This window comes from Kitasatospora sp. NPDC087315 (genome assembly GCF_044744345.1).
GTDB lineage: Bacteria > Actinomycetota > Actinomycetes > Streptomycetales > Streptomycetaceae > Kitasatospora.
The window spans coordinates 235,615-261,610 of record NZ_JBIUYD010000004.1 but is presented as its reverse complement, the minus strand read 5'-3'; the positions used below and the strand labels follow the sequence as shown (position 1 = coordinate 261,610).

Genomic DNA, 25,996 nt, shown 5'->3' with positions numbered 1-25,996 from the left:
GACGGGGCGCGCGGGGCGCTTTGCGGGAACAGGGGGTCGTGAGGAGTTCAAGCAGGGTTCGCGGGCTGCCGAAAACAAGGTATGCGCGGTTCGCGAAAACCGGGCCGGACAGCGCCGACCGTAGTCGTCGGGTGTTTCCGGATCCTGGTCGCATCGCCTCCGCGCACTGACATCCGTCACTGCCTGGAGGCACCCTTGCGCATTCTCCTGATCGCCGACGCGTTCAACAGCCTGACCCAGCGGATCCACACCGAGCTCCGCGAGCGGGGCCATAAGGTCGGCGTCCAACTCGCCCTCGGTGACGATCAGATGAGGGCCTCCGTCACCTGGACCGACCCCGAGCTGATCGTCTGCCCGATGCTCACCAGGGCGATCCCGGAGGACATCTGGTCCACCCGGACCGTCCTGATCGTGCACCCCGGTCCCAAGGGCGACCGCGGTCCGTCCTCGCTCGACTGGGCGATCATCGGGGGCGCGGAGCGCTGGGGCGTGACCGTCCTCCAGGCGGTGGGGGAGATGGACGCCGGGGACATCTGGGCGTCCGTCAACTTCCAGGTACCGGAGTGCGGAAAGAGTGAGCTGTACCGGTGCGAGGTTGCCGACGCGGCCGTGGAGGCCGTGCTGCTGGCGGTGCGGCGGTTCGAGGGCGGCCTCTTCACCCCCGAGCCGCTGGACTACGACCGGCCGGACATCCGCGGCCGGCAGCGGCCCTTCCTCACGCAGGAGATCCGCCGGATCGACTGGGCCGTCGACGACACCGACACCGTGCTGCGCAAGCTGCGTGCGGGCGACTCGCAGCCGGGCGTGCTGGACGAGCTCTACGGGCGCGAGTACTTCCTGCACGGCGGCCACCCCGAGGACCAGCTGCGCGGCAGCAGGCCCGGCGCGGTGATCGCCGTCCGGGACGGCGCGATCTGCCGCGCCACCGTGGACGGCGCGGTCTGGATCCCGCAGCTGCGTCCGCGCCGCACCCCGGGCGGGCCGGCGACCTTCACGCGGCCGGCCGCGGCCGTGCTGGCCGAGAAGCTGTACGGGGTCCGGGAGGTGCCGGTCAGCCCGGTCGACGCGGCCCGCCGGGAGACCTGGTCGGAGATCCGGTACCACGAGCAGGACGAGGTCGGGTTCCTCGAATTCTCCTTCCCCGGCGGGGCGATGAGCACCGACCAGTGCCGTCGGCTGCTCGCCGCCTACCAGGCGGCGGTGGACCGGCCGACCGCGGCGCTGGTGCTCGGTGCGGCCCGGGACTTCTTCTCCAACGGCATCCACCTCAATGTGATCGAGGGGGGCTCGTACCCGGCGCTGGAGTCCTGGGAGAACATCATCGCGATGGACGACCTGGTCGAGGCCGTGCTCACCACCACCGACAAGCTGACCGTCTCGGCGCTGTCCGGGAACGCGGCCGCGGGCGGGGCGATGCTGGCCATCGCCGCCGACGAGGTCTGGTGCCGCGAGTCGGTGGTGCTCAACCCGCACTACCGGCTGCTCGGCCTGCACGGCTCCGAGTACTGGACGTACACGCTGCCACGCCGGGTCGGCGCCGAACAGGCGGAGCGGCTGACCTCGGCCGCCCTGCCGGTCGGCGCGGTGCGGGCGAGAAGGCTGGGACTGGTGGACCGGACCTTCGGCGGTGACGCGGCGGAGTTCCGCCGCTGGGTGACCCGGGAGGCGTCCCGGCTGGCCGGTGCGCCGGAACTGGCCGGCCGGCTGCTGGAGAAGAAGCGCCGCCGGACCGAGGACGAGGACGTCAAGCCGCTGGCCCAGTACCGGGCGGAGGAGCTCCGGCGGATGCACCGCAATTTCTTCCGGGACGGGGAGCCGTACCACGAGCTGCGACGCGGCTTCGTGCACAAGGTCACCCCGCTCCGGACGCCGGAGCGCCTGGTGGGGCTGTTGGGACGCGCGGACTGACCGGGCGGCGAGGGCGCCGCACCGTGGGCCGACGGTGCGGCGCCCTCACCGTCGGCGCGCCACGCAGCGCGGCACATGGCGCGCCACGCGGGGATGGGGCGCCCGCGTCGTGGCGTCACTCCAATGGCGCTAGGCCGAACGGGTGGCCGGCCGGATCGATCAGCACCTTCAGCGTGCGGCCGTGCTGGTACCGCGGCTCGGTCGCGCCGAGGGCGAGCGCGCGGACGGTGGCCTGCTCCAGGTCGTCGACGTAGAAGTCCAGATGGAAGTGCTTGCCGCCGTCCGGCTCGGTCCACTGCTCCGGCCGGTACCCCCGCACCCGGCCGAACCCCAGCGGACTGCCGCCCTCGGGGTTGTCCAGGATGGCGAAGTTCTCGTCCACGTGCCGGGTCTCCCACCCGAGCAGCTCGCCGTAGAACGCGGCCAGCGCGACCGGGTCGGCGCAGTCGATGGTGACCATGGCGAGGCGGGCGAAGCCGGTGTCGTTCTGCTCGGCGGCGGCGTCGGACATTTCTGGTCGGCCCTTCTGCTGAGGGGTGGTGCAGATCGGATCACGACCAGCATCGCGCTCACGGTGCCGCTCGGCGCGGTCAGGAGGTGGGGATGGTGCCGCGCGGGGGAACGCATTTTCCTTAGCGAGAGTAATGACGTAGGCTAAAGAACATGCCCGAGATGTCCGAGCAGGACCTCGCAGCGATCAGTCAGCTGCGATCGTCCACCATGCGCCTCTCCCGTCGTCTGCGTCACCAGCGTGTCGAGGAGTCGCTCAGCCCTACCGAGATGGGGGTGCTGGGCACCCTCGCGCGATGCGGCAAGGCCACGCCGGGTGAGCTCGCCCGGAAGGAGCACGTGCAGCCGCCCTCGATGACCAGGATCGTCGCGATGCTGGAGGAGAAGGGCCTGGTGCGGCGGGAGCCGCACCCCGAGGACCGCCGGCAGGTGGTCGTCAGCAGCACCGAGCAGGCCGAGGTGATCCTGGCGGAGAGCCGCCGGCGTCGCAACGCCTGGCTCGCCGAGCTCGCCGAGGGGCTCGACGAGGACGAGTGGGCCGCCCTCCGGCAGGCCGCGCCCGTGCTCTACAAGCTCGCACACCTGTAGGCATATCCGTTCCGGTCAGCCGCCGGAGGGCAAAGGAGTACCGCATCACCGCAGGACCGATCACTGACACCAGGAGCGCGACGACCACCCCACGGGTCGTCGCGCCGCGAGGGGAGACCAACGTGACACCGCCGGCCGCAGCCAGCGCCGCCGCCATCCGCACCGACGACCCGACCACCGACCCCGCCGCGGCCACCGCCGCGGCCGCCGATTCCCAGGCACCCGCCCCGACGGGGCTGCCTGGCAACGGCGACGACGACCCCGACGAACGCACCGCGGCGGCCACCCCCGCCGCTTCCGTCCCGCCCGCCGCCCGCTTCACCCGGCCCGGGGGGATGTTCTCCTCGCTGCGCGTCCGCAACTACCGCTACTACTTCGCCGGCCAGGTGGTCTCCAACACCGGGACCTGGATGCAGCGGATCGCCCAGGACTGGCTGGTCCTCAGCCTCACCGGCAGCCCGTTCGCCGTCGGTATCACCACCGCCATGCAGTTCCTGCCGATGCTGCTGCTCGGCCTCTTCGGCGGTGTGCTCGCCGACCGGATGCCCAAGCGCCGGCTGCTGATCTGCACCCAGGGCGCGATGGGCCTGCTCGCCGCGGGCCTCGCCGTCCTGACCATCGGCGGCGTGGTGACGCCGTACTACGTGTACGTGTTCGCGCTGCTGCTCGGCCTGGTCACGGTGGTGGACAACCCGACCCGGCAGGCCTTCGTCTCCGAGATGGTCGGTCCGAAGGACCTCGCCAACGCGGTCAGCCTGAACGCCGCCAACTTCCAGACCGCCCGGCTGGTCGGCCCCGCCGTCGCGGGCCTGCTGATCGCCGCGGTCGGCAGCGGCTGGGCGTTCGCGGTGAACGCGCTCTCGTTCGCCGCCGTGATCGGCGGGCTGCTCGCGATGCGGCAGAGCGAACTGCGCCCGATCGAGCCGATCGCCCGCCAGAAGGGGCAGTTGCGCGAAGGGCTGCGCTATGTGAAGGAGCGGCCCGAACTGCTCTGGCCGATGGTGCTGGCCGGGTTCATCGGCACCTTCGGGTTCAACTTCCCGACGCTGCTCTCCGGTTTCGCCTACGACACCTTCAAGGTGGGTGCCGGGCAGTACGGCCTGCTGAACACCGCGATGGCGGTCGGCTCGCTGGCCGGCGCGCTGCTGGCGGCCCGCCGGGGCGTGCCGCGGCTGCGCCGGCTGGTGGCCGCGGCGCTGGCCTTCGGGATGCTGGAGGTGGTGGCCGCCTTCGCGCCCGGCTACTGGACCTTCGCGGTGCTGCTGACCCTGATCGGGGTGTTCGGCCTGAGCTTCAACACCTCGGTCAACGCCACGCTGCAGCTGGCCACCGATCCCGAGATGCGGGGCCGGGTGATGGGTCTGCTGGTGCTGGTGTTCACCGGCGGCACCCCGATCGGCGCGCCGGTCGTCGGCTGGGTGACGGCCTCGTACGGGCCCCGGCTCGGGCTGCTGGCCTGTGGCGCGGTCTCGGCGCTGGCGGCCGTCACGGTCGGCCTGGTGCTGGCCCGTAGTGCGGACCTGAGGGTGCGGGTGGACCTGCACCCGGGACGCGGTGGCCGGGTGGTCGCCTTCGTGCCGCGGACCACCGCGCCCGCCAGGTCGGAGCTCGCCGCCGCCTGCTGATGACGCGTCAGTCGCCGGATGCGCCTCGCGCGCCCGGTAGCTGACTCGACGTCAGATCCGGATCGCCAGGATCTGGCCGTGCCAGGTCCCGTTCGGCTGGTCGACCTCGAAGGTCTCCGTCTCGGTGAAGCCGAGCGCCAGGTACTGGCCGACCAGCCGGCGGTCGCCGCCCGCGTAGCAGTCCACCCGGAGCAGCCCGATGCCCCGGGCTCGGGCCTCCTCGACGGCGTCGGCGACCAGCGCGGCGCCGATGCCCGAGCCCGAGCGGGCCCGGTCGGTCACCAGGCTGCGGACGTACAGCTCGCGCTCGCCGGCGGGGGTGGCGTACTCGGGCGCCTGTTCGGACAGGACGCAGGATCCGACGGCCCGCCCGTCGCCGTCCACCGCGAGCCGGATCAGGAACGGCTCCCGGCCGTACTGCTCGACGCGCTCGACGGCGGCCGGCCGGCTGCTCCAGGGCTGGTCGCCCCACTGGCCGGTGCGTCCGCGGGCGACGAGCCAGGCGACGGCGCCGTCGAGGAGGGCGAGGACTTCGGCGATGTCGTCGGGGCCGCCGGTGCGGATCTTCAGGTTGCTCGTGTTGTTCACGACAGCCGTTCTAGCCCAGACCGGCTCGCGCGGGAAGATGGCTTCATGAGGCTTTTTGTGGCGGTGCTGCCACCGGTCGAGGCGCTGCAGGGGCTTGCCGACGCGGTCGCCCCGGTACGCGAGCTGCCGGGGGCGGACCGGCTGCGCTGGACGGCCGTCGAGGGCTGGCACCTGACGCTGGCCTTCCTCGGCGGGGTGGCGGCCGAGCGGCTGCCGGAGCTGGAGGCGGGCCTGGCCGCCGTGGCGGAGCTGCACCCGGCGCACCGGCTGCGGCTGTCCGGCGCCGGGCGGTTCGGCGACCGGGTGCTCTGGGCCGGGGTGGAGGGGCAGACCTGGGCGCTGCGGCGGCTCGCCGAGGCGGTGAACGAGGCCACCGCGGAGCTGGTCGGCGAGGTGGACGCGTTCCGTTTCCACGCGCATCTGACCCTGGCCAGGGCCGGCTCCTCCCGGGGCCACCGGCGGGCCGTACAGCGGGTCGCGGCGGCCGAGCTGGAGGGCATGGCCGAGGCGCTCGGCGCGTACCGGGGGCCGGAGTGGGAGGCCGCCGGGCTGCACCTGATGAAGAGCGACCTGGACGGCGGCTTCGCGCACTACGAGACCGTCCGCCGCTGGCCACTGGCCCGCTGGAGCTGAGCCGCCGCGGGCCGCTCCCGGACCTCGGCGTCCGGCCGGGGGAGGGCCGGGGGTACGCTCGTTGACCGTGGATCCCAAGACTCGTATGCGTATCGTGACCGGCGCCCTGGTGCTGCTGCTGGCCGTCGTGGTGATCAGCTCGCTGATCGGGAAGTGACGCGCCGGCCGGAGTGACGCGTCCCGGCGCCGTGCGCGGCCCCGGGCGGAACGCGAAAGGGCCACCGCCCGCAGGCGGTGGCCCTCACGTGTGCGCGGGTGTCAGAGCTGCTCGACCACGTAGTCGACGCAGGCGGTGAGCGCCTCGACGTCCGCCGGGTCGATGGCCGGGAACATCGCGATGCGCAGCTGGTTGCGGCCCAGCTTGCGGTACGGCTCGGTGTCGACGATGCCGTTGGCACGCAGTGCCTTGGCGACGGCGGCCGCGTCCACCGCGTCGTCGAAGTCGATCGTGCCGACGACCTGCGAGCGCTCGGCCGGGTTCGCCACGAAGGGGCTGGCGAAGGAGGACTTCTCGGCCCAGCCGTACAGCCGGCTCGCGGAGTCGGCCGTCCGGGCGACGGCCCAGTCGAGGCCGCCGTTGCCGTTCAGCCACTCCAGCTGGTCGGCCAGCAGGAACAGGGTGGCGATCGACGGGGTGTTGTACGTCTGGTCCTTCGACGAGTTGTCGATGGCCGTCGGCAGGTCGAAGAAGGGCGGGATGTAGCGGCCGGAGGCGGCGATCTCGGCGGCGCGCTCCAGGGCGGCCGGGGAGAAGGACGCCAGCCAGAGGCCGCCCTCGGAGGCGAAGGACTTCTGCGGGGCGAAGTAGTAGACGTCGGTCTCGGTGATGTCCACCGGCAGACCGCCGGCGCCCGAGGTGGCGTCCACCAGGACGAGCGAGCCCTCGTCGCCGCCGGCCGGGCGGTTGATCGGCATCGCGACGCCGGTGGAGGTCTCGTTGTGGGTGAGCGCGTAGACGTCCACGCCGGCCTCGGCGACCGGCAGCGGGTGGGTGCCCGGGGCGGTCTTGATCACGGTCGGCTCGGCCAGCCAGGGCGCGGCCTTGACCGAGGAGGCGAACTTGGACGAGAACTCGCCGAAGTCGAGGTGCTGGGACTTCTCCCGCACCAGGCCGAAGGCCGCGATGTCCCAGAAAGCGGTGGAACCGCCGTTGCCGAGCACCACCTGGTAACCCTCGGGGAGGGAGAAGAGGCTGCTCACGCCCTCGCGTACGCGCTTGACCAGGTTCTTGACCGGGGCCTGGCGGTGCGAGGTGCCGAGCAGGGAGGTCTCGGTGGCGGCGAGGGCACTCAGGGCCTCGGGGCGCACCTTGGACGGGCCGCAGCCGAAACGGCCGTCTGCGGGCTTGATGTCAGCGGGGATCTGGATCTGAGCCACGGGCGCAGCCTACCGGCCGCGGTTGCGCGGGTGGAACGGCAGTCCGCCCGCTGAGATGTGATCTTCACGGCCACGAGCTGCGGGAACAGCGGGTCCGGGGACGGCCGGACCCGCTGCTCAGCGGGGGTTTCGGTCAGTGCGCGATGGCGTCGTAACCCGCGATCTCGCGGGGGCTGCGCGGGCCCGGGCCGATGTAGCGCGCGGCGGGGCGCACGAGCCGGCCCGTGCGCTTCTGCTCCAGGATGTGCGCCGACCAGCCGGCCGTCCGGGCACAGGTGAACATCGAGGTGAACATGTGTGCGGGGACCTCGGCGAAGTCCAGCATGATGGCGGCCCAGAACTCGACGTTGGTGGCCAGCACGCGGTCGGGGCGGCGGTTGTGCAGCTCCTCCAGCGCGGCCTTCTCCAGCGCCTCGGCGACCTCGAAGCGCGGCGCGCCGAGCTCCTTGGCGGTGCGGCGCAGCACCCGGGCGCGCGGGTCCTCGGCGCGGTAGACGCGGTGGCCGAAGCCCATCAGCCGCTCGCCCTTGTCCAGCGCGTTCTTCACCCAGGCGGTCGCGTCGCCGGTGCGCTCGATCTCCTCGATCATGCCGAGGACGCGGGACGGCGCGCCGCCGTGCAGCGGGCCGGACATCGCGCCGACCGCGCCGGAGAGCGCGGCCGCGACGTCGGCGCCGGTGGAGGCGATGACGCGGGCGGTGAACGTGGAGGCGTTCATGCCGTGCTCGGCGGCGGAGGTCCAGTAGGCGTCGATGGCCTTGACGTGCTTCGGGTCGGGCTCGCCCCGCCAGCGGATCATGAAGCGCTCGACGACCGTCCCGGCCTTGTCGATCTCGCTCTGCGGAACCATCGGCAGGCCCTGGCCGCGGGCCGACTGTGCCACGTAGGAGAGCGCCATCACGGCGGCGCGGGCGAGGTCGTCGCGGGCCTGCTCGGCGGAGATGTCCAGCAGCGGCCTGAGCCCCCAGACCGGGGCGAGCATGGCGAGGGCGGACTGCACGTCCACCCGGATGTCGCCGGAGTGCACCGGGATCGGGAACGGCTCGGCGGCCGGCAGTCCGGGGTTGAACTCGCCGTCCACCAGCAGGCCCCAGACGTGGCCGAAGGAGACGTGGCCCACCAGGTCGTCGATGTCGACTCCGCGGTACCGCAGGGCGCCGCCTTCACGGTCGGGTTCGGCGATCTCACTCTCGAACGCGACGACTCCCTCAAGCCCGGGTACGAAGTCGGACATGCGACGGCTCCTTCAGTTCTGTGATCGGCGGGCCGCCGTGGTGGGACGGTACGCCAGTGACCGATGGGTGGTTGGCACTCGGTGCCAGAGTGACAGGCACGGGGTGCATTGCGCCATACACCACCGTGATGATGTTTTCCGTTGGCCCGGTTGACTTTGCGCCGGGGTTCCGGGCCGTCCGGGGAAATCCGTGGAACCAAACGCCAGGTTACGGACAAATCGCCATATGGCGGGCGGCCAAGCAGTGGCGAGTCACCTTATCTCCCACCGGGGTTTGTCCTGAGGTAGCGGTGCCGGTTGCTTGTCGTACGGGATGATGTTGGCGTGCAGACCCCGGAACGCGCCCAGTCGACGCCCCCGAGCCCCGCCACCCGGATCCTGGCCGACGAGGCCCGGCCCGGGCCGGACCTCACCGTGATGCGCAAGCACTACAGCCATGAGGGCCTGGTCGAGGAGCAGCTCGCCGCCGAGCCGATCGCCCAGTTCACCCGCTGGTTCCACGAGGCGGACGACGCCGGGGTGGTCGAGCCCAACGCGATGGTGCTCTCCACCGCCGACGCCGAGGGGCGGCCCAGCTCGCGCACCGTCCTGCTGAAGGGCTTCGACCCGCGCGGTTTCGTCTTCTTCACCAACTACGGCTCCCGCAAGGGCGCCGAGCTCGCCGTCAACCCGCACGCCGCGCTGCTCTTCCCGTGGATCGCGCTGGCCCGCCAGGTGATCGTCCAGGGCCGGGTGGAGAAGGTCGGCCGGGACGAGACCGCCGCCTACTTCCGCACCCGCCCGCACGGCTCCCAGCTCGGTGCCTGGGCCAGCGAGCAGTCCAGCCCGGTGGGCGGACGCGAGGTGCTGGAGCGGCGCTACGCCGAGCTGGAGCGCCGCTACCCCGAGGGGGAGGGTGTCCCCGTCCCGCCGTTCTGGGGCGGTTACCGGGTGGTCCCGGCCAGCGTCGAGTTCTGGCAGGGCCGCGAGAACCGGCTGCACGACCGCCTCCGGTACCTCGCCGACCCGTCCGTTCCGACGGGCTGGCGGGTGGAGCGGCTCTGCCCGTGAACCCCGCCGCTCCGGTCGTGAACCCCCGCCGCTCCGGCCGTGATCCGGCCGGCCGGGCCGGTGATTCGCACGGCCGGACGGATGACAGCGGCGCGGCACGGCAGCCGTGCTGAGAAACAGTCAGGTGTAGGATGCCCGTCGCGGACCGGGTCCGATTGCGAACCGAGCCCGCTCCGCCGCGAGACCGAGTGAGGGACTGATGGGCGTCACCGATGCGGAAATCGGCTCCGGAGCCGGCTCTGTGCTCGGCTCCGATCTGGTCGATGTCACCGCGCTGCCGCCCGGTGAGCTGGAGGGGCTGCCCGACACCGTCCTCGGCGACCTGCTCCGCCGGGTGGTCGGCGACGCCCTCACCCCCGGCGCCGAACCCGTCGCCGCCTTCCAGTCCGCCCTGTAGACCCGCCCCGCGGGCCCGGCCGGGGGCGGCTCTCCGGAGCCCTCGCCGAGGCCTGCCGGCGCCCCCTCCGCGCCCCGCGAGCTTCGCCAACTCCCGCGCGCGACCGGCTCGGTTCACGACATGCTGGGTATGACAGCAGCGCAGTTGTGAACGGGTCCGGGGGGTGCAGTGCGGCCGTACTTCTTCTTCAGTTACGCGCGGCGTGACTACCAGGCGGGGGACGCCTTCGTCGACCAGTTCTTCAACGACCTCAGGGACGAACTGGGCCGGATCGAACCCGCCGCCGGCGCCGGGCAACTCGCCTACCGCGACACCGAACAGCTGCGCCTGGGCGACAACTGGGAGCAGCAGCTGGCCCTGATGCTGGCCCGCTGCCGCACCATGGTCGCGCTCTACTCCCCGGCCTACTTCGCCAGCCTGTACTGCGGCAAGGAGTGGACGGCCTTCCGCGGCCGGGTCCGCCGCCACCAGGAGCTGGCCGGCGACATCGTCCCGGCGCTGATACCGGTGCTCTGGGAGACCCTGCCCGGCGGCCTCCCCGACGAGGTCAGGAAGATCCAGTACGTCCAGGAGGACATGGGCGACGCCTACGCCCGCTCGGGCCTGCGCGACCTGCTGCGCACCGACCCGCTCGGCGCCGACTACCGGCAGGTCGTCCGGGTGGTCGCCGAGCGGGTCCGGGACGCCGCCGCCCGGCGGCTCGGCGAACTGCCCGAGTTCGACCTCGGCGCCGTCCGCGGCTACTTCCCGGTGGCGCCGTCGGTGCGGCCCGCGCCCACCGCCGGAATGGTCCGGCTGTTCGTCGCGGCCGGGCGCGCCGCCGACGCGGTGCCGCCGTCCGCCGGGCCCGGCGACGTCCGCGGCGGCGGCTGGTACGGCACCAAACCCTGGCACTGGGCGCCCTACCACCCGCCGACCCAGCCCTCGCTGGTGGTCCGCGCCCAGCAGGTGATCACCTCCGCCGGGCACACCACCACGCTGGACGAGATCGGCGCGGGCCTCGGCGAGAAGCTGGACCAGGCCCGTGAGGACAACCAGGTCAGCGTGCTGCTGGTGGACCCGTGGGTGGCCGGCAGCGAGCTCTACCGGTCCGCGCTGCGCGAGTACGACGACCAGAACCACCCCGTCACCGGGGTGATGGTCCCGGCCGGCACCGACGACCCGACCACCGGGCCGGAGCGCGACGCGCTGTGGGCGGGCGTGCGCGGCGTGTTCCGCCGCAACTGGTTGCGCCGGAGCGATCCGGAGCACTTGTTCCGCGTGGCGGTACCCAGGGAGAGCTTCGACGACCAGCTCACCATCATGGTGACGGTCGCTCAGAACAAGCTGATGGACGCCAACTTCGATTGGGGGGACGATGTCGACGGTGCCGCCTTCGGCTTCGGCCCCGGTGGCGAGGAGGCCGGACCGGCGATGCCCGGTCTGGCCATTCCGGCGGGGCCGCCAGGGCCGCGCCGCAGCCCGGACGGGGCGGCAGTGCCGCTGAAGGGGGAACAGGACGATGTTCGCTGAGACCGGCGCGGAGCTGGAGCGGACCGGCCCAGGTTCGGTCGTCACCTTCTACTCCTTCAAGGGCGGCACCGGCCGGACGATGGCGCTCGCCAACGTCGGCTGGATCCTCGCCAGCCGAGGCCTGCGCGTCCTGGTGGTCGACTGGGACCTGGAGGCGCCCGGCCTGCACCGCTACTACCACCCGCTGCTGGTCGACCCCGAACTCCACGCCACCGACGGCCTGATCGACCTGCTGCGCTCCTACGTCAAGCAGGCGCTGCCCTCCGCCGCCGGGCCGTCCGGCCTCACCCCCGGCGCCTGGCTGGACGAGCCGGGGCGGCTGGACGGCTACATCTGCGGCCTGGCCCTCGACCTGCCGCCCGGCGGCCGGCTCGACTTCCTGCCCGCCGGGCGGCAGAACGCCGCCTACTCCGCCGCCGTCACCAGCTTCAACTGGCGCAGCTTCTACCACGGCCGGGACATCCGGGGCGGGGAGTTCCTGCGCGAGCTGCGCGAACGCTGGGCCCGCGGCTACGACTACGTGCTGATCGACAGCCGCACCGGCGTCAGCGACACCTCCGGCATCTGCACCGTCCTGATGCCCGACACCGTCGTCGACTGCTTCACCTTCAGCGCCCAGAACATCCGCGGCGGCGTGGACGCGGCCCGCACCATCGCCGAGGCCGAGGAGCGGGCCATCCGCGTCCTGCCGGTCCCCATGCGGGTCGAGGACGCGGAGCAGGAACGGCTGGAAGCCGGACGGGACTTCGCCCGCGACGCGTTCGCGCCCTACCTCGGCCGCTGGCTGCCCGCCGAGCGCCGGGCCGCCTACTGGAGCGACGTCGAGGTCCCCTACAAGCCGTTCTACGCCTACGAGGAGGTGCCCGCCACCGTCGCCGACCGGCCGCAGGAGGCCCGCAGCCTGCTCAACGCCTTCGAACGGCTGGCCGGCTGGATCACCGACGGAAGGGTCCGCGCGCTGCGCCCGCTCAGTGGCGAGGCCCGCCGCCGGCTGTACGGCGCCTACCTGCGCTCGACCCGCGCGGTGCCCCGCCAGGTGTTCGTCAGCTACGCCCCCGAGGACCGGATGTGGGCCGAGTGGGCGGCCGCCACCCTCACCGGCTTCGGCTACCAGACCTCGCTGCACAACGCCGCCGATCCGTACCCCGGCGGCCGGCCGCCGGAGGCCGCCGGGCCGCTCGACGGACAGGGCCGGCTGCTGGCCCTGCTCTCGCCCGAGTACACCGCGCTGCCCCGCGCCGCCGACGCCTGGCAGCTCCTGAGCGGGCGCGAAATCGGCACCGGCGCACCGTCGTTGGTGGCCTTCCGGCTCCAGGACTCGGACGAACCGGTGCCCCGCCCGTTCGTCGGCCAGGCCGTCCCCGACCTGGTCCGCTCCTCCGCCGTGCTCGCCGAGTCACAGCTGTACGGCGAGTTCGGCCCGCCGCCCAACAGCACCCGCCAACCGGACGGTGACAGCGGTGAGTTCGCCGCCCCGGCCCGGTTCCCCGGGATCGCCCCGCAGGTCCAGGAGGCGCCCTCGCGCAACGCCTCCTTCACCGGCCGCGGCCGGCTGCTCGAACTGCTCCGCAACCGCTTCACCGGCGGGCCCGCCGCCGTCCTCAGCCAGGTCCTCTACGGCTTCGGCGGCGCCGGCAAGTCACAGATCGCCGCCGAGTACGCGCACCGCTTCAAGGCCGCCTACGACGTGGTCTGGTGGGTACCCGCCGAGGAACCCGCCAACATCCCGCAGAAGCTCGCCGAACTCGCCCCCCGGATCGGCGTCCAGAGCAGCGACGACGTCGCGCACACCGCCGCCGCCGTGCTCGACGCGCTGCGCCGCGGCCACCCGTACCGCCGCTGGCTGCTGGTGTACGACAACGCCGGCACCCCGGACGAACTGGCGCCCTGGCTGCCGGCCGGCTCCTCCGGCGGCCATGTGCTGATCACCTCCCGCAACCAGGGCTGGTCCAAGCACGCCGGCCTGGTCGAGGTCGACGTCTTCACCCGCGAGGAGAGCATCCGGCTGCTGCGCCGCTTCAACAGCGGCCTCGGCCCCGACGACGCCCACCAGGTCGCCGCCCTGCTCGGCGACCTGCCGCTCGCCGTCGGACAGGCCGCGGTCTGGCTCCAGGAGACGTCGATGCCGATCGCCACCTATCTCGAACTGCTCGACGAGGCGCTCACCGAGATGCTGGAGCGCACGCGGCTGCGCACCGCCGACTACCCGCACTCCGCCGCCGCGACCTGGCGGATCTCGGTCGAGGAACTGCGCGGTCTCAACGCCCCCGCCGCCCAGATCCTGGAGATCTGCGCCTTCTTCGGCCCGGACGCCATCCCCATGCGGCTGCTCTACAGCCGGGCCGTCACCCACGCGCTGCGGCTGCCCCCGCGCACCCCCCGCGACAAGCTGGCGATCGGCGAATTCCTGCGCGCCATCAACCGGTTCGGCCTGGCCCGCACCGACCAGGGCAGCGAGACCATCACCGTGCACCGGCTGGTCCAGGCGGTGCTCCGGGACCAGGTCGCCGAGGCGGAGCGGCCCGCCCTGCGGGCGGTCGTGCACGCCGCGCTGGCCACCGCCAACCCGGGCGACCCCGACATCCCCGCCAACTGGCCCCAGTACGCCGAACTCCTGCCCCACCTCTGGCCGTCCGGCGCCGTGGGCAGCGCCGACGAGGACGTCCGGCAGTGGATCATCGACTCGGTCCGCTACCAGTGGAAGCGCAGCCTGCACGACGCCGGCCGGGAGCTCGCCGAACGCACCCTGGAGCACTGGCGCCAGGACGGCTACGGCGGCCCCGGCTTCGACGCCGAGAACGACGCCCTGACCCTGATGCTGCGCACCCAGCTCAGCAACATCCGCCGCTCCCAGGGCGCCCTCCAGGAGGCGTACGAGATGGACAAGGACATCCTGGAGCGCTTCACCGCCACCCTCGGCCCCGAGCACTCGCACACCCTCGCCGTCGCCAACAGCCTTGGTGCCGACCTGCGCTTCCTCGGCCGCTACGGCGAGGCCAGGGCGCTGGACCGCAGGACCCTGGACGCCGCCCGGCGCACCCTCGGCCCGGACCACCCGCGCACCCTGATGATCACCAACAACCTGGCCGTCTCCGACTACCTCGCCGGCGACCGCCGGGCCGCCCTGGAACGCCACCGCAGCAACTACCTCCAGCAGCGCGACGCGCTCGGCGCGCACAGCCTCTACGCGCTCTCCTCGGCCAGCAACTACGCCCGCGACCTGCGGGAGACCGGCCGGCTGCGGGAGGCCCTGGACCTGCTGGAGGAGACCGTCCGGATCTACCAGCAGACCATCGGCGACGGCCACACCGACACCCTGCGGGCGCGCAAGAACCTCGCCGTGGCGCTGCGCCGGGCTGGCCGGTACAACGAGGCGCTGGAGATCGACGAGGACATCTACCAGCGCTACCTGGACATCAACGGCCCGGAGCACCCCGACACGCTCGCCTCCGCCACCAACCTGGCCAGCGACCTCAACGCGCTCGGCGACACCGACCGGGCCATCCAGCTCGCCGAGCGGGCCCTCGCCCGCTACCGCGACTACCTGGGCGAGAACCACCCCGTCACGCTGGCCGGTGCCAACAACCTCTCCGTCTACCTGCGGCTGGCCGGCCGGATCGTGGAGGCCAGGGAGCTGTCCGCGCGCACCCTGAACCAGTTCCGGGCCGTCCTCGGCGACCACCACCTCTACATCCCGATCGCGATGATGAACCACGCCAACGACCTCGTCCTGGCCGGGGAGGGGGCCGCCGCCCTGGCGCTGGAGGAGGAGGCCGCGCCGCTGATGAGCGACACCCTCGGGCTCGACCACTACGACGCCATCGGCATCAACTCCAACCTCGCGCTCTCCCTCGCCGCCGACGGCCAGGCCGAACGTGCCGCCCGGCTGCGGGCCGACTGCGTCCACCGGGCCCGGCACACGCTCGGCGAGGAGCACCCGACCACGGTGGCGGTCAAGGCCGGGCTCCGGCTGGACTCCGACATCGAGCCGCCGGCGGTGTGACGGGGGCGGCTGGCGTGACGGGTGGTGTCAGGGCGACGGGTGGTGTCGGCGTGGTGGGTGGTGCGGCCGGAGTGACAGGGCCGTCCGTGTGACGGCGACCGGACGCCCCGTCAGGCCCGGTGGGGTGGCGCTAGGCTCGCGGGCATGGTGCCGTTCCGGCAGTATCTGCTGAAGATCCACAGTCGGTGCAACCTGGCCTGCGACTACTGCTACATGTACGAGTCGGCGGACCAGAGCTGGCGCCGGCGGCCCCGGCGGATGGAGCTGGCGACCGCCCGGCGGACCGCCCGGCGGATCGCCGAGCACGCGGACGAGTGCGGGCTGGACGAGGTCGGGGTGATCCTGCACGGCGGTGAACCGCTGCTCGTCGGAGCGGATCATCTGGACGCGCTGCTGGGGGAGTTGACGGCGATCGGGCCACGCGTCCGGTTCAGCCTGCAGACCAACGGGCTGCGGCTGCTGGACGAACCGGCGCTGCTGGAGGTGCTGCACCGGTACCGGGTCGCGGTCGGGGTCTCGCTGGACGGGACGGCGGCGGACCACGACCGGCACCGGCTGCTGCCGTCCGGCGCGGGCAGCTGGGCGCGGACGGCGGAGGCGGTGCGGCTGCTGGGGACGGCCGAGCACCGGGAGCTGTTCGCCGGACTGCTCTGCGTGGTCGACCTCGCCGCCGACCCGGTGGCCTGCTACGAGGCGCTGCTGGAGTTCGCCCCGCCCCGGATCGACCTGCTGCTGCCGCACGGCACCTGGGAGGCCCAGCCGCCCGGCGTACGGCGCTCCGTGCCCGTCGCGCCGCCCGGGGGCGGGGCGGCGGCGCCGTACGGGGAGTGGCTGATCGCCGTGTTCGACCGCTGGTACGACGCACCGCGCCGGGAGACCGGGGTGCGGCTCTTCGAGGAGCTGGCCGTGCTGCTGCTCGGCGGCCGGGCGGCGAGCGAGGCGGTCGGGCTGGCGCCGGTGGACCTCGTGGTGGTCGAGGCCGACGGCACCATCGAGCAGGCCGACAGTCTCAAGGCCGCGTACGACGGAGCGGCGGCGACGGGGCTGGACGTCCGGCGGCACGGCTTCGCCGAGGCCGCCGCGCACCCGGCCTTCCGGGCCCGCCAGCGCGGTCGCGCCGGGCTCGGGCCGGTCTGTGCCGGCTGCCCGCTGGCGGCGGTCTGCGGCGGTGGGCTCTACGCCCACCGCTATGCGGCGGGGGGCTTCGGGCACCCCTCGGTGTACTGCGCCGATCTGGACCGGCTGATCCGCCATATCGCGGGCCGGCTGCGGGGGGACGTGGCGGGGCTGGCGGCGGGTGCGCCGGCCGTGGCAGGTGCGGGACCGACAGGGTGAGGAGCGTGGGCGATGGGTGCCAGTGCGGGCGTGGGTGCGGGGCCGGGTCCGGGCGTTGACCCGGGTGCGGGTGCGGGTGCGGGTGCGGGGGTGGCGGCCGGGGTGCCCGGTGCCAGGGTCGCGGCGGAGCTGCCCCGGCACGGGCTGGACCGGGCCGTCTTCATGGCGATCGCGGCCGCTCGCGGTGGGCCGGAGGCCGTACGGGCGCTCCGGGCCGGGCAGGTGAGCAAGCGGGCCCTGCTGCTGCTCGCACTGGAGCGGGCGCTGCCGGACGGGCCCGGGCGGGCGGACTTCGAGCAGGCGTACGCCGAACTCCGCGCACTGCGGGCGACGGACCCGCCGCGCTGGGAAGAGATCCTGCTGCGGCCCGAGTTGGACGCCTGGACGGCCGACTGCCTGCGTGGGCTCACGGCCGGTGAGGCGGTGGCACCGGGCGTCCTCGGGGAGTTCGTGCGGGCCGGGCGGCGGGGGGAGCCGGTGCCGCTGGAGTGCGACGGGCTGCGCTGGACGCCGGTGATCGACCATCTGGGCCCGTACCGGGCGAGCTACGGGCGGCCGACCTCAGGCCCCCTCGAAGCGGCCGAACTCGCGGCCTGGCGTGACGCGTTGGCGCAAGCCTGGCGGATCCTGGCCACTCGCCACCACCGGCACGCACAGGCCGTCGCGGCCTGCGTGACCACCCTGGTGCCGCTGCGTCCGGCGCCCGGAGGGGAGGCGGTCAGCGCCGCCGCCCGGCGGGCGTACGGCTCGGTGGCGGCCTCCCGGCCGGACGATCCGGTGCTGCTGGCGCTGGCCCTGGTGCACGAGTTCCTGCACATCCAACTCGGCGCCCTGCTGGACCTCGTGCCCCTCCACCGGCCCAACGGCGCCGCCGTCTACCACGCCCCCTGGCGCCCCGACCCCCGCCCGGTCGGCGCGCTGCTCCAGGGCGCCTACGCCCACCTCGGCGTCGCCGGCTTCTGGCACGCCGAGCTGGTCGCCGGAGCCTCGGACCAGGACCGCGCCGAGCGTGAGTCCAGTCGGTGGCGGGCCCATACGGCCGCGGCGGTCGGTACCTTGCTGGACAGCGGTGAACTCACGACCCATGGCCGGGACTTCGTCTCCGAGCTGGGGCGTGCGGTGCGCCGCCTCGGCTGATCGGCGGCCGCGCGGCGATCGCGGTCCGGGCTGTGGGGGCGGGTCGTCGCCCGCCGGGCGGGAACACCGGCCCGTCGGTCGAACGCATGACTGGAGATGGCCGATGCGGCGCGTACGACGGCGAGTGCGCGACCGCTGAACGGGTGAAATATCGCGGCCCCGGGCCTCCATTCAGGGCCCAGGCGGCCGCGGAGGCCGGATCGGGACCGCAGGGTGCCGCGCCGGTGCGCCGCTGCCACTACATTGGTAGCCGAGTGGGATACCCACCCCCGGCAGGTCCTAACCGCGCCAAAAGGAACGAACATGACACCGGTAACCAGCACCAGGCCAGCCAGCGAACTGACGGACACTCAGGACACGCTGGACCGCCCCTCCCTCTCCGACCTGGCCGCGCTCGGCGCGGAGGAACTGGCCGCCCGACTGCACCGCGCCCTCCCCGGCTCGGAATCCGGCCTGGTGCCGGTCGCGGCGTTCAACTCCTCGATCTGACCGACCCGCCCTTTCCCCGGCCGAGGTCCGGTCCGACCGAATCCACCTGAAGCAGATCTGTGATGACGCGAATTCCGCTTCCCCTGACGCAATTCGTGGTCAAGATGCACAGCCGTTGCGATCTCGCCTGCGACCACTGCTATGTCTACGAGCACGCGGACACCAGTTGGCGCGGACGCCCGAAGGTCATCGGCGAAGAGATCCTGGCCAAGGCCGCCGAACGCATCGGCGACCATGCGGCCGCGCACCGGCTGTCCGCCGTCCGGGTCGTCCTGCACGGGGGAGAACCCCTGCTGGCCGGCCCGGAACGGCTGCGCCGCGCGGCCGAGTTCCTCCGGTCCGCGCTCCCGCCCGGCTGCGCCCTCGACCTGCGGATCCACACCAACGGAGTGCTGCTGAGCCGCGAATTCTGCGCGCTCTTCGACGAGTTGGGGATCAAGGTCGGCGTCTCGCTCGACGGCGACCGCGCCGCCAACGACCGCCACCGCCGCTACGCCGACGGGCGCAGCAGCCACCCGCAGGTCCTGCGGGCGGTGGCGCTGCTGCGCGAGCCCGCGCACCGGCACCTCTTCGCCGGCCTGCTCTGCACCATCGACGTGGAGAACGACCCGGCGGCGGTCTACCAAGCGCTGGCCGAACTCCAGCCCCCCGCCGTCGACTTCCTGCTGCCGCACGCCACCTGGGACGATCCGCCGAAACGTCCCGCCGGCCAGGGCGAGAACCCCTACGCCGACTGGCTGCTGACCGTCTACGAGCGCTGGGAGGCGGACGGGCGGCCGTTCGCCGTGCGCACCTTCGAGTCGGTGCACCGCACCCTGCGCGGGCTGTCCAGCCTCACCGAGTCGCTCGGCCTGGAACCGTCCGACCTGGTGGTGCTGGAGACCGACGGCACCTTCGAGCAGGCCGACAGCCTCAAGACCGCCTTCGACGGGGCTCCCGCCACCGGTCTCGACGTCTTCCGCCACTCCCTCGACGAGGTGGCCCGCCACCCGGGCATCGGCGTCCGGCAGGCCGGCCTGGCCGGTCTGAGCGCCGTCTGCCGCGCCTGTCCCGTCGTCCGCTCCTGCGGAGGCGGTCTGTACGCCCACCGCTACCGGGGCGACGATGAGGGTGGCGGCTTCGACAATCCCTCCGTCTACTGCGGGGACCTCATGACGCTCATCAACGGCATCGCGGACCGCGGCAACCCGGTGGGCCGCCCGGTGGTTCGCCCGGTGCCCGCCCAGGCGGCCGAACCGGTGGTGCCGACGGCCCTCACCGACCGGCAGCTCGACGAACTCGCCCGGGGCCACGGCGGCGCGGACACCGTCCGGGCGCTGGCCCGCTCCCAGCTCGCGCTGACCCGGGCCATGCTGGCCGCCGCCTGGGGGGCCTCCGGGCAGCGGCGGTCGGCGGCCTGGGACCTGCTCTCCGCCCTCGACCGCACCGCGCCCGCCGCGCTGGACGCCGTCCTCGGCCACCCGTACGCGCGGGCCTGGGCGGCCCGCCGGCTCGCCGGGGACCTCGGCGCCGGGCTGGGCCCGCTGGCCGCGCTGGCCGCCGCGGCGGCGGTGCGGGCCGGGCGGGGGGACGCGCTGGCCGTCACCGTCCGGGGCGGTGTGCTGCATCTGCCGACGCTGGGGAGCCTGGCGGTGCCGGACGGGGAGACGGTGGTCACCGGGTCGGCCGGTGGATTCCGTGTGCGGACCGCCGACGGTGAACTGATCACCGGTACCGACCCGCGCTGGCAGCCGGTGCGCCGGGTCCGGCTGGCCGGCGGCTGGACGGTGGCGCTGGAGGACCTCGATCCGCAGCGCGACAGCCATGACCACCCGGTCGAGGGCCGGCTGTCCGACACCGAACTGCTCGACTGGACCGGCGCGTTGCGCGAGGCCTGGGAGCTGCTCGGGCACGACCTGCCCGGGTACGCCGAGGGCGTCCGGGCCGGTCTGACCACCGTCACCCCGCTGCGGCCCGGACCGCCGGGGCGGGATGTCAGCGCGGCGGCCCGGCAGGCCTTCGGCGCGGTCGGGATCGCCCGGCCGGCCACCGCGCCGATCCTCGGGCTGCTGCTCGCGCACGAGTTCCAGCACGTCAAACTGGGCGCCGTACTCGACCTGCTGGACCTCTACGACCCCGCCGACACCGCGCTGTACTTCGCCCCCTGGCGGCCGGATCCACGCCCCCTCGAAGGGCTGCTCCAGGGCACCTACGCGCATCTGGCGGTCACCGAGTTCTGGGGCACCAGGAGCCTGGCGTACGACGGGCTGCCGGGGGAGGCCGCCGACCGGGCGCGCACCCGGTTCGCGCTCTGGCGGCAGTACACGGCGGAGGCCGTCGACCGGCTCGCCGGGTCGGGCTCCCTGACCCCGCTCGGCCTGCGGTTCACCGACGGCATGCGTGCGACGGTGGCTCCGTGGCTCGCCGTACCGCTCCCGGTCGCCGCCGAACGGGCGGCCGGGCGGGCCCGACAGGAGAGATCACCGGTCGGCGGCTGAACCCCGCCCCGCTCCCCGCCCTCCCCCCCCGTCCCGCCCCGGGCGCCCTCACCCGGGGCCCTCACCCTGAGGAACCGTCATCCTCACCGAACCCCGCGCTCCCAGCCTCCTGCCGGCGCTCGACCGGACCCTTCTGGCCGGGCACTTCACCGAACTCGGCGTCCGCCCGGGCATGGTCCTGCATGTCCAGGCCTCCCTGCGCGCCCTCGGCCCGGTGGCCGGCGGCGCCGCCACCGTGGTCGAGGCGCTGCTCGACGCCCTCGGCGGCCCGCGGCGCGGCACCCTGGTCGCGTACACCGCCACACCCGAGAACTCGGCCACCTCCCGTCTCCACACCACCGCCACGGCCGGCCTCTCCCCGGAGCAGGTCGCCGCCTACCGTGCCCGGATGCCCCCCTTCGACCCGGCCACCACCCCCTGCTCCCCGACGATGGGCGCCCTCTCCGAACAGATCCGCACCCACCCCGGCGCCCTGCGCAGCCCGCACCCCCAGACCTCCTTCGCCGCCCTCGGTCCGCTCGCCCGCGAGATCACCGAACGGCACCCCCGCGAAAGCCACTTGGGACCGGACTCCCCTCTCGGCCGCCTCTACGACCTCGACGCCCGGGTGCTGATGATCGGCGTCCCGATGTCCCGCTTCACCGCCTTCCACCTGGCGGACCTGCGCCTGCCCGACGTCCCCCTGCGCGAGTACCGCTGCCTGGGCCCGTCCGGCTGGATCTCCTTCAGGGCACCGGACTTGGACGACCTCCACTTCGACGCCCTCGGCAGGGAGGTCCTGCGCGAGGCCCGGGGCGTCACCGAACGGCACGTGGGCGGCGCGGACTGCCGCCTGGTCCCGATGCGGGAGGCGGTGGACCTGGCCGTACAGGTGCTGCGGCGCTCCCGGCAGCCGGCTTGAGGGCCCTTCCCGCGACTCCGGCGCGTGCCGAGATGAGCGAAATCGAACACGGGTGACCATGCAGGTCATACGATCTGAGTATCCGTATGGATGCGTAGCGCATTGTGGTGGGCGTACGTCTCGTGCCCCGATGAGTGCGGTTCGCACACGCTTGCATGGTGTCTCCGGGGGGAGATCGCATTGGCTGACATCAAGGTCGGTCCGGAACTGCGGCAGTCGGCAGGGGTCGCGCGGGCCCTCGGGGAGGAACTGGCCGAGCCGGTGAGGGCGGCGCTCACCTCGGCGGCGACGGCCTCGGGCCAGTTGGCCGGCTGGTCGGTGGCCGGCGCGCTGGAACAACTGGGGAAGGGCTGGGCCACGCCGCTCGGCCAGGTGCGGCAGAGACTCGCCGCAACGGCCGGCAAGCTGGAGACCAACGCCGAATCGCACCAGCAGAACGAGCGGGCGATAGCCGGCGGCTGGAAAGAGGGCGTGGAGTGAGCGGCCTCTACGAGCTGCTGCTGACCTTCGACCCGCACGGGCTGCGCGACGCGGCGAAGAGCTGGAAGGCGCTCGCCCACGCTGCGGACGGCGTGGACTCCCGTCACCGCACGCAGGTCAACGGGCCGTTGCGGCTGCACTGGCAGGGTGGCGATGCGACTGCCGCGTTCGCGTACATGGAGCGCACCGAACAGCAGTTGGACATCGTTCGGGTCGAGGCCGAGACGGTGGCACTGACGCTGAACACCGTCGCGGACCGGATGTACCAGGCGCAGACGAACCTGACCAACGCCGTCCACCGCGCGCAGGAGGCCGGGCTGACGGTGTCGGTGGAGGGCGTCGTCGATCTGCCGGCCCAGACCTGGGACGACCGCCACGACCAGGACACCCAGGACGCGCGCCGTGCTCTCGCCTCGGCCAGGAGTACCTACCAGGACCGGATCAACACCGCCGTGAAGGCTGCCCAGGATGCCAGCGACCAGGGCAGGACCGCCCTCGGGCGCCTGGCGGGGGACATCCTGGGAGAGAAACGGGGAAACGGCGGTATGGCGGAGACCGGAGTCGACGCCGCGGCCGTGATGAGCGACCTCGGCCTGGCCGGCGACCATCTGCCGGACGGCAAGGACCCGAAGAAGTCCGCAGACTGGTGGAAGGGGCTGACCCCGGAGCAGCAGGAGTCCTTCCTCGCGCTCCGTCCGGCCGAGCTGGGCCGCATGGACGGCCTGCCGTCGACGGTCCGGGACAAGGCCAACCGGCTCGTCCTCGACCAGAAGCTCGACGCCCTCCAGGCGGGGAGCGCCGCCGATGCCGGCCTCGATCAGGAGACGTACCAGAAGCGGCGGGACGCGCTGGAGACGATCAAGAGGAAGCTCGACGAGAAGGACGGCAACGACGAGGCGCACCAGCTGTTCCTTCTCGCCGTCGATCCTGAGGCCTATGACTCCGACGGGCGCGCGATCGTCGCCACCGGTAGTCCCGACAAGGCTCAGCACACGGCCGTGTTCGTGCCCGGTACGAACACGGACTTCACCGGAGTCCCGGGCCAGATCGAGCGGATTCAGCAGTTGCAGGGCAAGGCCGAGAGGTATGCCGGGGCGGGGGAGAGCGTCTCGGTGGTGTCCTATCTCGGTTATGACGCGCCTGAGAGCATTCCGGAGGCCGCGAATCCGATGCGAGGGGAAGACGGCGCCGCCGACATGCGGCAGTTCTCCAGCGGTCTGCGGGTGGCACACGGCGAGCCGAAGAGCCATGTCACGTACGTTGCTCACAGCTATGGCAGCTATGCCGTAGGCGTCGCGGACCGGGACGGGGGCGGCCTGCACGCCGACGACATCGTTACTCTCGGCAGTCCGGGTATGGGCGTCCTCTATGCCGGCCAACTGAACGTCGACCCGGACCACTTGTGGATCGGTGAGGCCAGCGACGACCCAACCCGCCTTGCCGGTGGCCTCACGCTGGGGCCCAGCCCTCATATCGTGGGATTCGGTGGCACCAATATCCACATCGACACCTCGGGACACGGCGGGTACTGGGACGACCCGAGCGACAGCCTGAACAACCAAGCGAAGATCATGGTCGGGGCGAAGCCGACGACTCTCCCGAAGGAAGACCCGCTCTGGGGCCAGATCCCCCATTGAGGCCCCGACACAGCCGAAAGAGCTTCACCATGGCCACCCTGCTCATTCGCCCGCACCCCGTCATCTGCGCGCGCCGTCTCGTGGCCGCCGCGTTGATGGCCGTGACTCTCGGAGCCTGTATGTCCAACCCTGACACCGGTAAGGACGCCCCTCTGCCGGTGAAGTCCCGTGAGGATGCCCAGAGCTGGGCCCGTCAGCTCACCGAGCACCTGGCCCAGGCCGCCGGAATTCAGATCAACGACGAACCCGTTAGGCCGGTCTTCACCTCCTGTGTCGGAAAGAACGGCGAACTCGCGCCCGACGACCGGTTCAACCTTGGCTACGCGGTGCACAGTAACGTCCCGAACGCCCAACACAACGAGGCGATTCGCAAGATTCGGGACCTGCTCAAGAACGAGGGTCTAAAGATCATCGACTACCGGGAGACCGCCGGGGGCCAGCCCTCGGCCACCGTCGTCGCCCGCCACCCCAGCAGCAACTACCTCGTTGACGTATCCAGCACTGCGGGCAACGATCGCATGGTTCTCGGCGTTGACACTCCCTGTCTCAAGCCCCCGCCGCAGTGACGGGGGAGGGCAGCGGCCCGTGCTTCGTGCAGTGCTGCTTTGCGGCACACCGCGTGGAACGGGATGCGTTCTCGTGCTCGGCACCCGTGCCCCGAGCCGAGGCCGGCCATCACCACCGTCGCCTCTTCGGCCTGCCGAAGAGGCGACGGCTCCAGGCCGGTGGCCCTTGACCGGTCGGTCAGCCGGGCGGCGCGGAATCGAGGTAGGCCCGCACCGGCTCGAAGAGTCCGTACGGCACGCACCCGGGGATCTCCGCGTGTGCGACCCAGGCCGGCGCGTCCAGCTCTTCGGCGTCCACCACCCGGGCGGTTCCGCTCACGGTCTCGCAGGCCGTGTACGACATGAGCCGCCCGGCCTTCGGGTGAACGCGCTCGCCGAGGAACTTGACCGCGGCCATGCCGAGTCCGGTCTGCTCCCCCGCGACCAGGAGCGCGAAGCGCTGCCGGGCTGCGTTCGACGTCCTCTCGTACAGCACATCCAGGAACTGCTGTATCTCGGCCCTCGGAACCACGGCGGGATCGGCGCACCACGTGGCCACCGTGTCTACAGAGAAACCGAGTTGGTCAAGGAGGGCTCACTGCGGCGAGGCGGTGTTTCGTCAACACGCGCTTGAGCTGCCCTTGTTGAACGGTAGTTTCCCTTCTGAGCCCTATGTTCCGCAAATGTGTCGCTCAGTTTGGACGAGATCCGGAGGCAAGCCGTGTTCGAGAGCGTAGTAGCCGTGATGGCGTTCGCCGACTCGCCCGATGAGGCTGCTGCCTGGTACAGCAGCCTGCTGGGGGTGCCGGTCCATCGCGAGGTGAGCGAGAGCGGGGCGGTCTTCGCGTGGGTGGAGCACGCCGGCGTCGAGATCGGGTTCCACCCGGCGGATGATGAGCGCAACCCGCGCGGTGGCAGCCCCGTGGTCTACTGGCGGGTCGCCGACGTGGATAAGGCCCTGGCGTGGTTGTTGGAGGCGGGCTGCACGCATCACCGCGGCCCGCTGCGACTGTCCCCCCAGCGCCAGATTGCGCAGGTCATTGACCCCTTCGGGGTGGTGCTGGGGGTTGACGACGGCCGCTGAGCGGTGCGGCGGTCAGGCCAGGCCGTGCAGATCGTGCCGTCCTGGCGCGCACCGACGGCGGCGAGCCCGTCGGTATGGCCTATGGTTACCCGCTGCCCGCTTCCGCCGGGTGGTGGGACACCCTGATCATGCCTGTACCGGATCGGGTGAGTCGCGAGGACGGCCACCGGACCTTCGGTCTGTTCGAGCTCGCAGTTCGCCCCGCCTGGCGCGGGCAGCGTGTCGCCACGGCGGTGCACCACGCTCTCGTGGACGGCCTCACACAAGAGCGCGTCCTGCTCAACACTCGACCCGAAGCCGAAGCGGCCGGCCGAGCGTACCGGTCCTGGGGCTACGAGAAGGTCGGCGAGAACCGTCCCTGGACAGGTGCCGCGCTACATGACGTGCTGATCCTGGTCTTGACCGGGAAGAACCCGGCAACGCGATAGCCGCCGACGCCGCCCGCTGGCAGTGGCAGCGGCAGTGGCAGAGGTTTGGGCCAGGGTG

The 25,996-nt window shown here is 72.7% G+C and carries 23 protein-coding genes; 18 read left to right on the top strand and 5 right to left on the bottom strand.

Features of this window, described 5'->3' with window-relative positions; all coding sequences use genetic code 11:
• The first annotated feature begins 195 nt into the window (after positions 1–195).
• Complete coding sequence (locus tag ACIO5D_RS08180) at positions 196–1,908, top strand: hydrogenase maturation protein (protein ID WP_400653704.1); 1,713 nt, start codon at positions 196–198, stop codon at positions 1,906–1,908.
• Positions 1,909–2,023: 115 nt separating this feature from the next.
• On the opposite strand, the gene ACIO5D_RS08175 is transcribed toward ACIO5D_RS08180, so the two are convergent.
• Positions 2,024–2,419 (bottom strand): VOC family protein, encoded by a 396-nt coding sequence (locus ACIO5D_RS08175; RefSeq protein WP_363607892.1) that lies wholly within the window; start codon positions 2,417–2,419, stop codon positions 2,024–2,026.
• 152 nt (positions 2,420–2,571) lie between these two features.
• Between ACIO5D_RS08175 and ACIO5D_RS08170 the strand changes: the two genes are divergently transcribed.
• A complete protein-coding gene (locus ACIO5D_RS08170) occupies positions 2,572–3,006 on the top strand; it encodes a MarR family transcriptional regulator (protein ID WP_363607891.1) in 435 nt (144 codons plus the stop codon).
• Positions 3,007–3,128: 122 nt separating this feature from the next.
• Positions 3,129–4,631 (top strand): MFS transporter, encoded by a 1,503-nt coding sequence (locus ACIO5D_RS08165; RefSeq protein WP_400653705.1) that lies wholly within the window; start codon positions 3,129–3,131, stop codon positions 4,629–4,631.
• 51 nt (positions 4,632–4,682) lie between these two features.
• Here the strand turns inward: ACIO5D_RS08165 and ACIO5D_RS08160 are convergent, their stop codons facing one another.
• Entirely contained in the window at positions 4,683–5,219 is a 537-nt protein-coding gene (locus tag ACIO5D_RS08160; protein ID WP_400757303.1) for a GNAT family N-acetyltransferase, read from the bottom strand.
• Between the two features lie 45 nt (positions 5,220–5,264).
• On the opposite strand from ACIO5D_RS08160, the gene thpR reads away from it, so the two are divergent.
• Positions 5,265–5,852: an RNA 2',3'-cyclic phosphodiesterase gene (thpR, locus tag ACIO5D_RS08155; RefSeq protein WP_363607888.1), complete on the top strand. Its 588-nt coding sequence runs from the start codon at positions 5,265–5,267 to the stop codon at positions 5,850–5,852.
• 258 nt (positions 5,853–6,110) lie between these two features.
• On the opposite strand, the gene serC is transcribed toward thpR, so the two are convergent.
• Positions 6,111–7,229 carry a phosphoserine transaminase gene (serC, locus tag ACIO5D_RS08150; protein WP_363607887.1) on the bottom strand — a complete coding sequence of 373 codons (1,119 nt, stop codon included), beginning with the start codon at positions 7,227–7,229 and terminating at the stop codon, positions 6,111–6,113.
• A 133-nt stretch (positions 7,230–7,362) separates the two neighbouring features.
• Positions 7,363–8,463: a citrate synthase 2 gene (locus ACIO5D_RS08145; protein WP_363607886.1), complete on the bottom strand. Its 1,101-nt coding sequence runs from the start codon at positions 8,461–8,463 to the stop codon at positions 7,363–7,365.
• Between the two features lie 417 nt (positions 8,464–8,880).
• On the opposite strand from ACIO5D_RS08145, the gene pdxH reads away from it, so the two are divergent.
• The 12 genes from pdxH to ACIO5D_RS08085 all read left to right on the top strand — a co-directional run bounded on the left by pdxH (position 8,881) and on the right by ACIO5D_RS08085 (position 24,447).
• The gene (gene pdxH, locus ACIO5D_RS08140; protein ID WP_363607912.1) at positions 8,881–9,513 is read left to right on the top strand and encodes a pyridoxamine 5'-phosphate oxidase; all 633 of its coding nucleotides are present in this window, start codon (positions 8,881–8,883) and stop codon (positions 9,511–9,513) included.
• A gap of 199 nt (positions 9,514–9,712) precedes the next feature.
• Positions 9,713–9,910, top strand: coding sequence for an FxSxx-COOH cyclophane-containing RiPP peptide (gene fxsA / locus ACIO5D_RS08135; protein ID WP_363607885.1), 198 nt, complete (start codon positions 9,713–9,715; stop codon positions 9,908–9,910).
• Between the two features lie 168 nt (positions 9,911–10,078).
• Complete coding sequence (locus ACIO5D_RS08130) at positions 10,079–11,422, top strand: TIR-like protein FxsC (RefSeq protein ID WP_363607884.1); 1,344 nt, start codon at positions 10,079–10,081, stop codon at positions 11,420–11,422.
• Complete coding sequence (gene fxsT, locus ACIO5D_RS08125) at positions 11,412–15,425, top strand: FxSxx-COOH system tetratricopeptide repeat protein (RefSeq protein ID WP_400794331.1); 4,014 nt, start codon at positions 11,412–11,414, stop codon at positions 15,423–15,425. Before ACIO5D_RS08130 ends, fxsT begins: the two co-directional genes overlap by 11 nt.
• A gap of 144 nt (positions 15,426–15,569) precedes the next feature.
• On the top strand, positions 15,570–16,760 hold the full coding sequence (locus tag ACIO5D_RS08120) for an FxsB family cyclophane-forming radical SAM/SPASM peptide maturase (protein WP_363607882.1): 1,191 nt from the start codon (positions 15,570–15,572) through the stop codon (positions 16,758–16,760).
• A 12-nt stretch (positions 16,761–16,772) separates the two neighbouring features.
• Positions 16,773–17,897 carry an aKG-HExxH-type peptide beta-hydroxylase gene (locus tag ACIO5D_RS08115; RefSeq protein ID WP_400794329.1) on the top strand — a complete coding sequence of 375 codons (1,125 nt, stop codon included), beginning with the start codon at positions 16,773–16,775 and terminating at the stop codon, positions 17,895–17,897.
• 303 nt (positions 17,898–18,200) lie between these two features.
• Positions 18,201–18,386: a hypothetical protein gene (locus ACIO5D_RS08110; RefSeq protein ID WP_363607880.1), complete on the top strand. Its 186-nt coding sequence runs from the start codon at positions 18,201–18,203 to the stop codon at positions 18,384–18,386.
• A 62-nt stretch (positions 18,387–18,448) separates the two neighbouring features.
• A complete protein-coding gene (locus ACIO5D_RS08105) occupies positions 18,449–20,863 on the top strand; it encodes an FxsB family cyclophane-forming radical SAM/SPASM peptide maturase (protein ID WP_400653709.1) in 2,415 nt (804 codons plus the stop codon).
• Between the two features lie 172 nt (positions 20,864–21,035).
• A complete protein-coding gene (locus ACIO5D_RS08100; RefSeq protein WP_400653710.1) occupies positions 21,036–21,764 on the top strand; it encodes an aminoglycoside N(3)-acetyltransferase in 729 nt (242 codons plus the stop codon).
• 180 nt (positions 21,765–21,944) lie between these two features.
• Positions 21,945–22,244, top strand: a complete 300-nt coding sequence (locus ACIO5D_RS08095) for a hypothetical protein (RefSeq protein WP_400653711.1) — start codon at positions 21,945–21,947, stop codon at positions 22,242–22,244.
• The gene (locus tag ACIO5D_RS08090) at positions 22,241–23,881 is read left to right on the top strand and encodes an alpha/beta hydrolase (protein WP_400794327.1); all 1,641 of its coding nucleotides are present in this window, start codon (positions 22,241–22,243) and stop codon (positions 23,879–23,881) included. The genes ACIO5D_RS08095 and ACIO5D_RS08090 overlap by 4 nt, the downstream gene beginning before the upstream one ends.
• Positions 23,882–23,910: 29 nt before the next feature.
• Positions 23,911–24,447, top strand: a complete 537-nt coding sequence (locus tag ACIO5D_RS08085) for a hypothetical protein (RefSeq protein WP_400794325.1) — start codon at positions 23,911–23,913, stop codon at positions 24,445–24,447.
• Between the two features lie 178 nt (positions 24,448–24,625).
• Here ACIO5D_RS08085 and ACIO5D_RS08080 read toward each other — a convergent pair whose 3' ends face one another.
• On the bottom strand, positions 24,626–24,922 hold the full coding sequence (locus ACIO5D_RS08080) for an NUDIX hydrolase (protein ID WP_400653768.1): 297 nt from the start codon (positions 24,920–24,922) through the stop codon (positions 24,626–24,628).
• Between the two features lie 225 nt (positions 24,923–25,147).
• Between ACIO5D_RS08080 and ACIO5D_RS08075 the strand changes: the two genes are divergently transcribed.
• The gene (locus ACIO5D_RS08075; protein WP_400653713.1) at positions 25,148–25,510 is read left to right on the top strand and encodes a VOC family protein; all 363 of its coding nucleotides are present in this window, start codon (positions 25,148–25,150) and stop codon (positions 25,508–25,510) included.
• Positions 25,507–25,938, top strand: a complete 432-nt coding sequence (locus tag ACIO5D_RS08070; RefSeq protein WP_400794393.1) for a GNAT family N-acetyltransferase — start codon at positions 25,507–25,509, stop codon at positions 25,936–25,938. Before ACIO5D_RS08075 ends, ACIO5D_RS08070 begins: the two co-directional genes overlap by 4 nt.
• Positions 25,939–25,996: the final 58 nt, after the last annotated feature.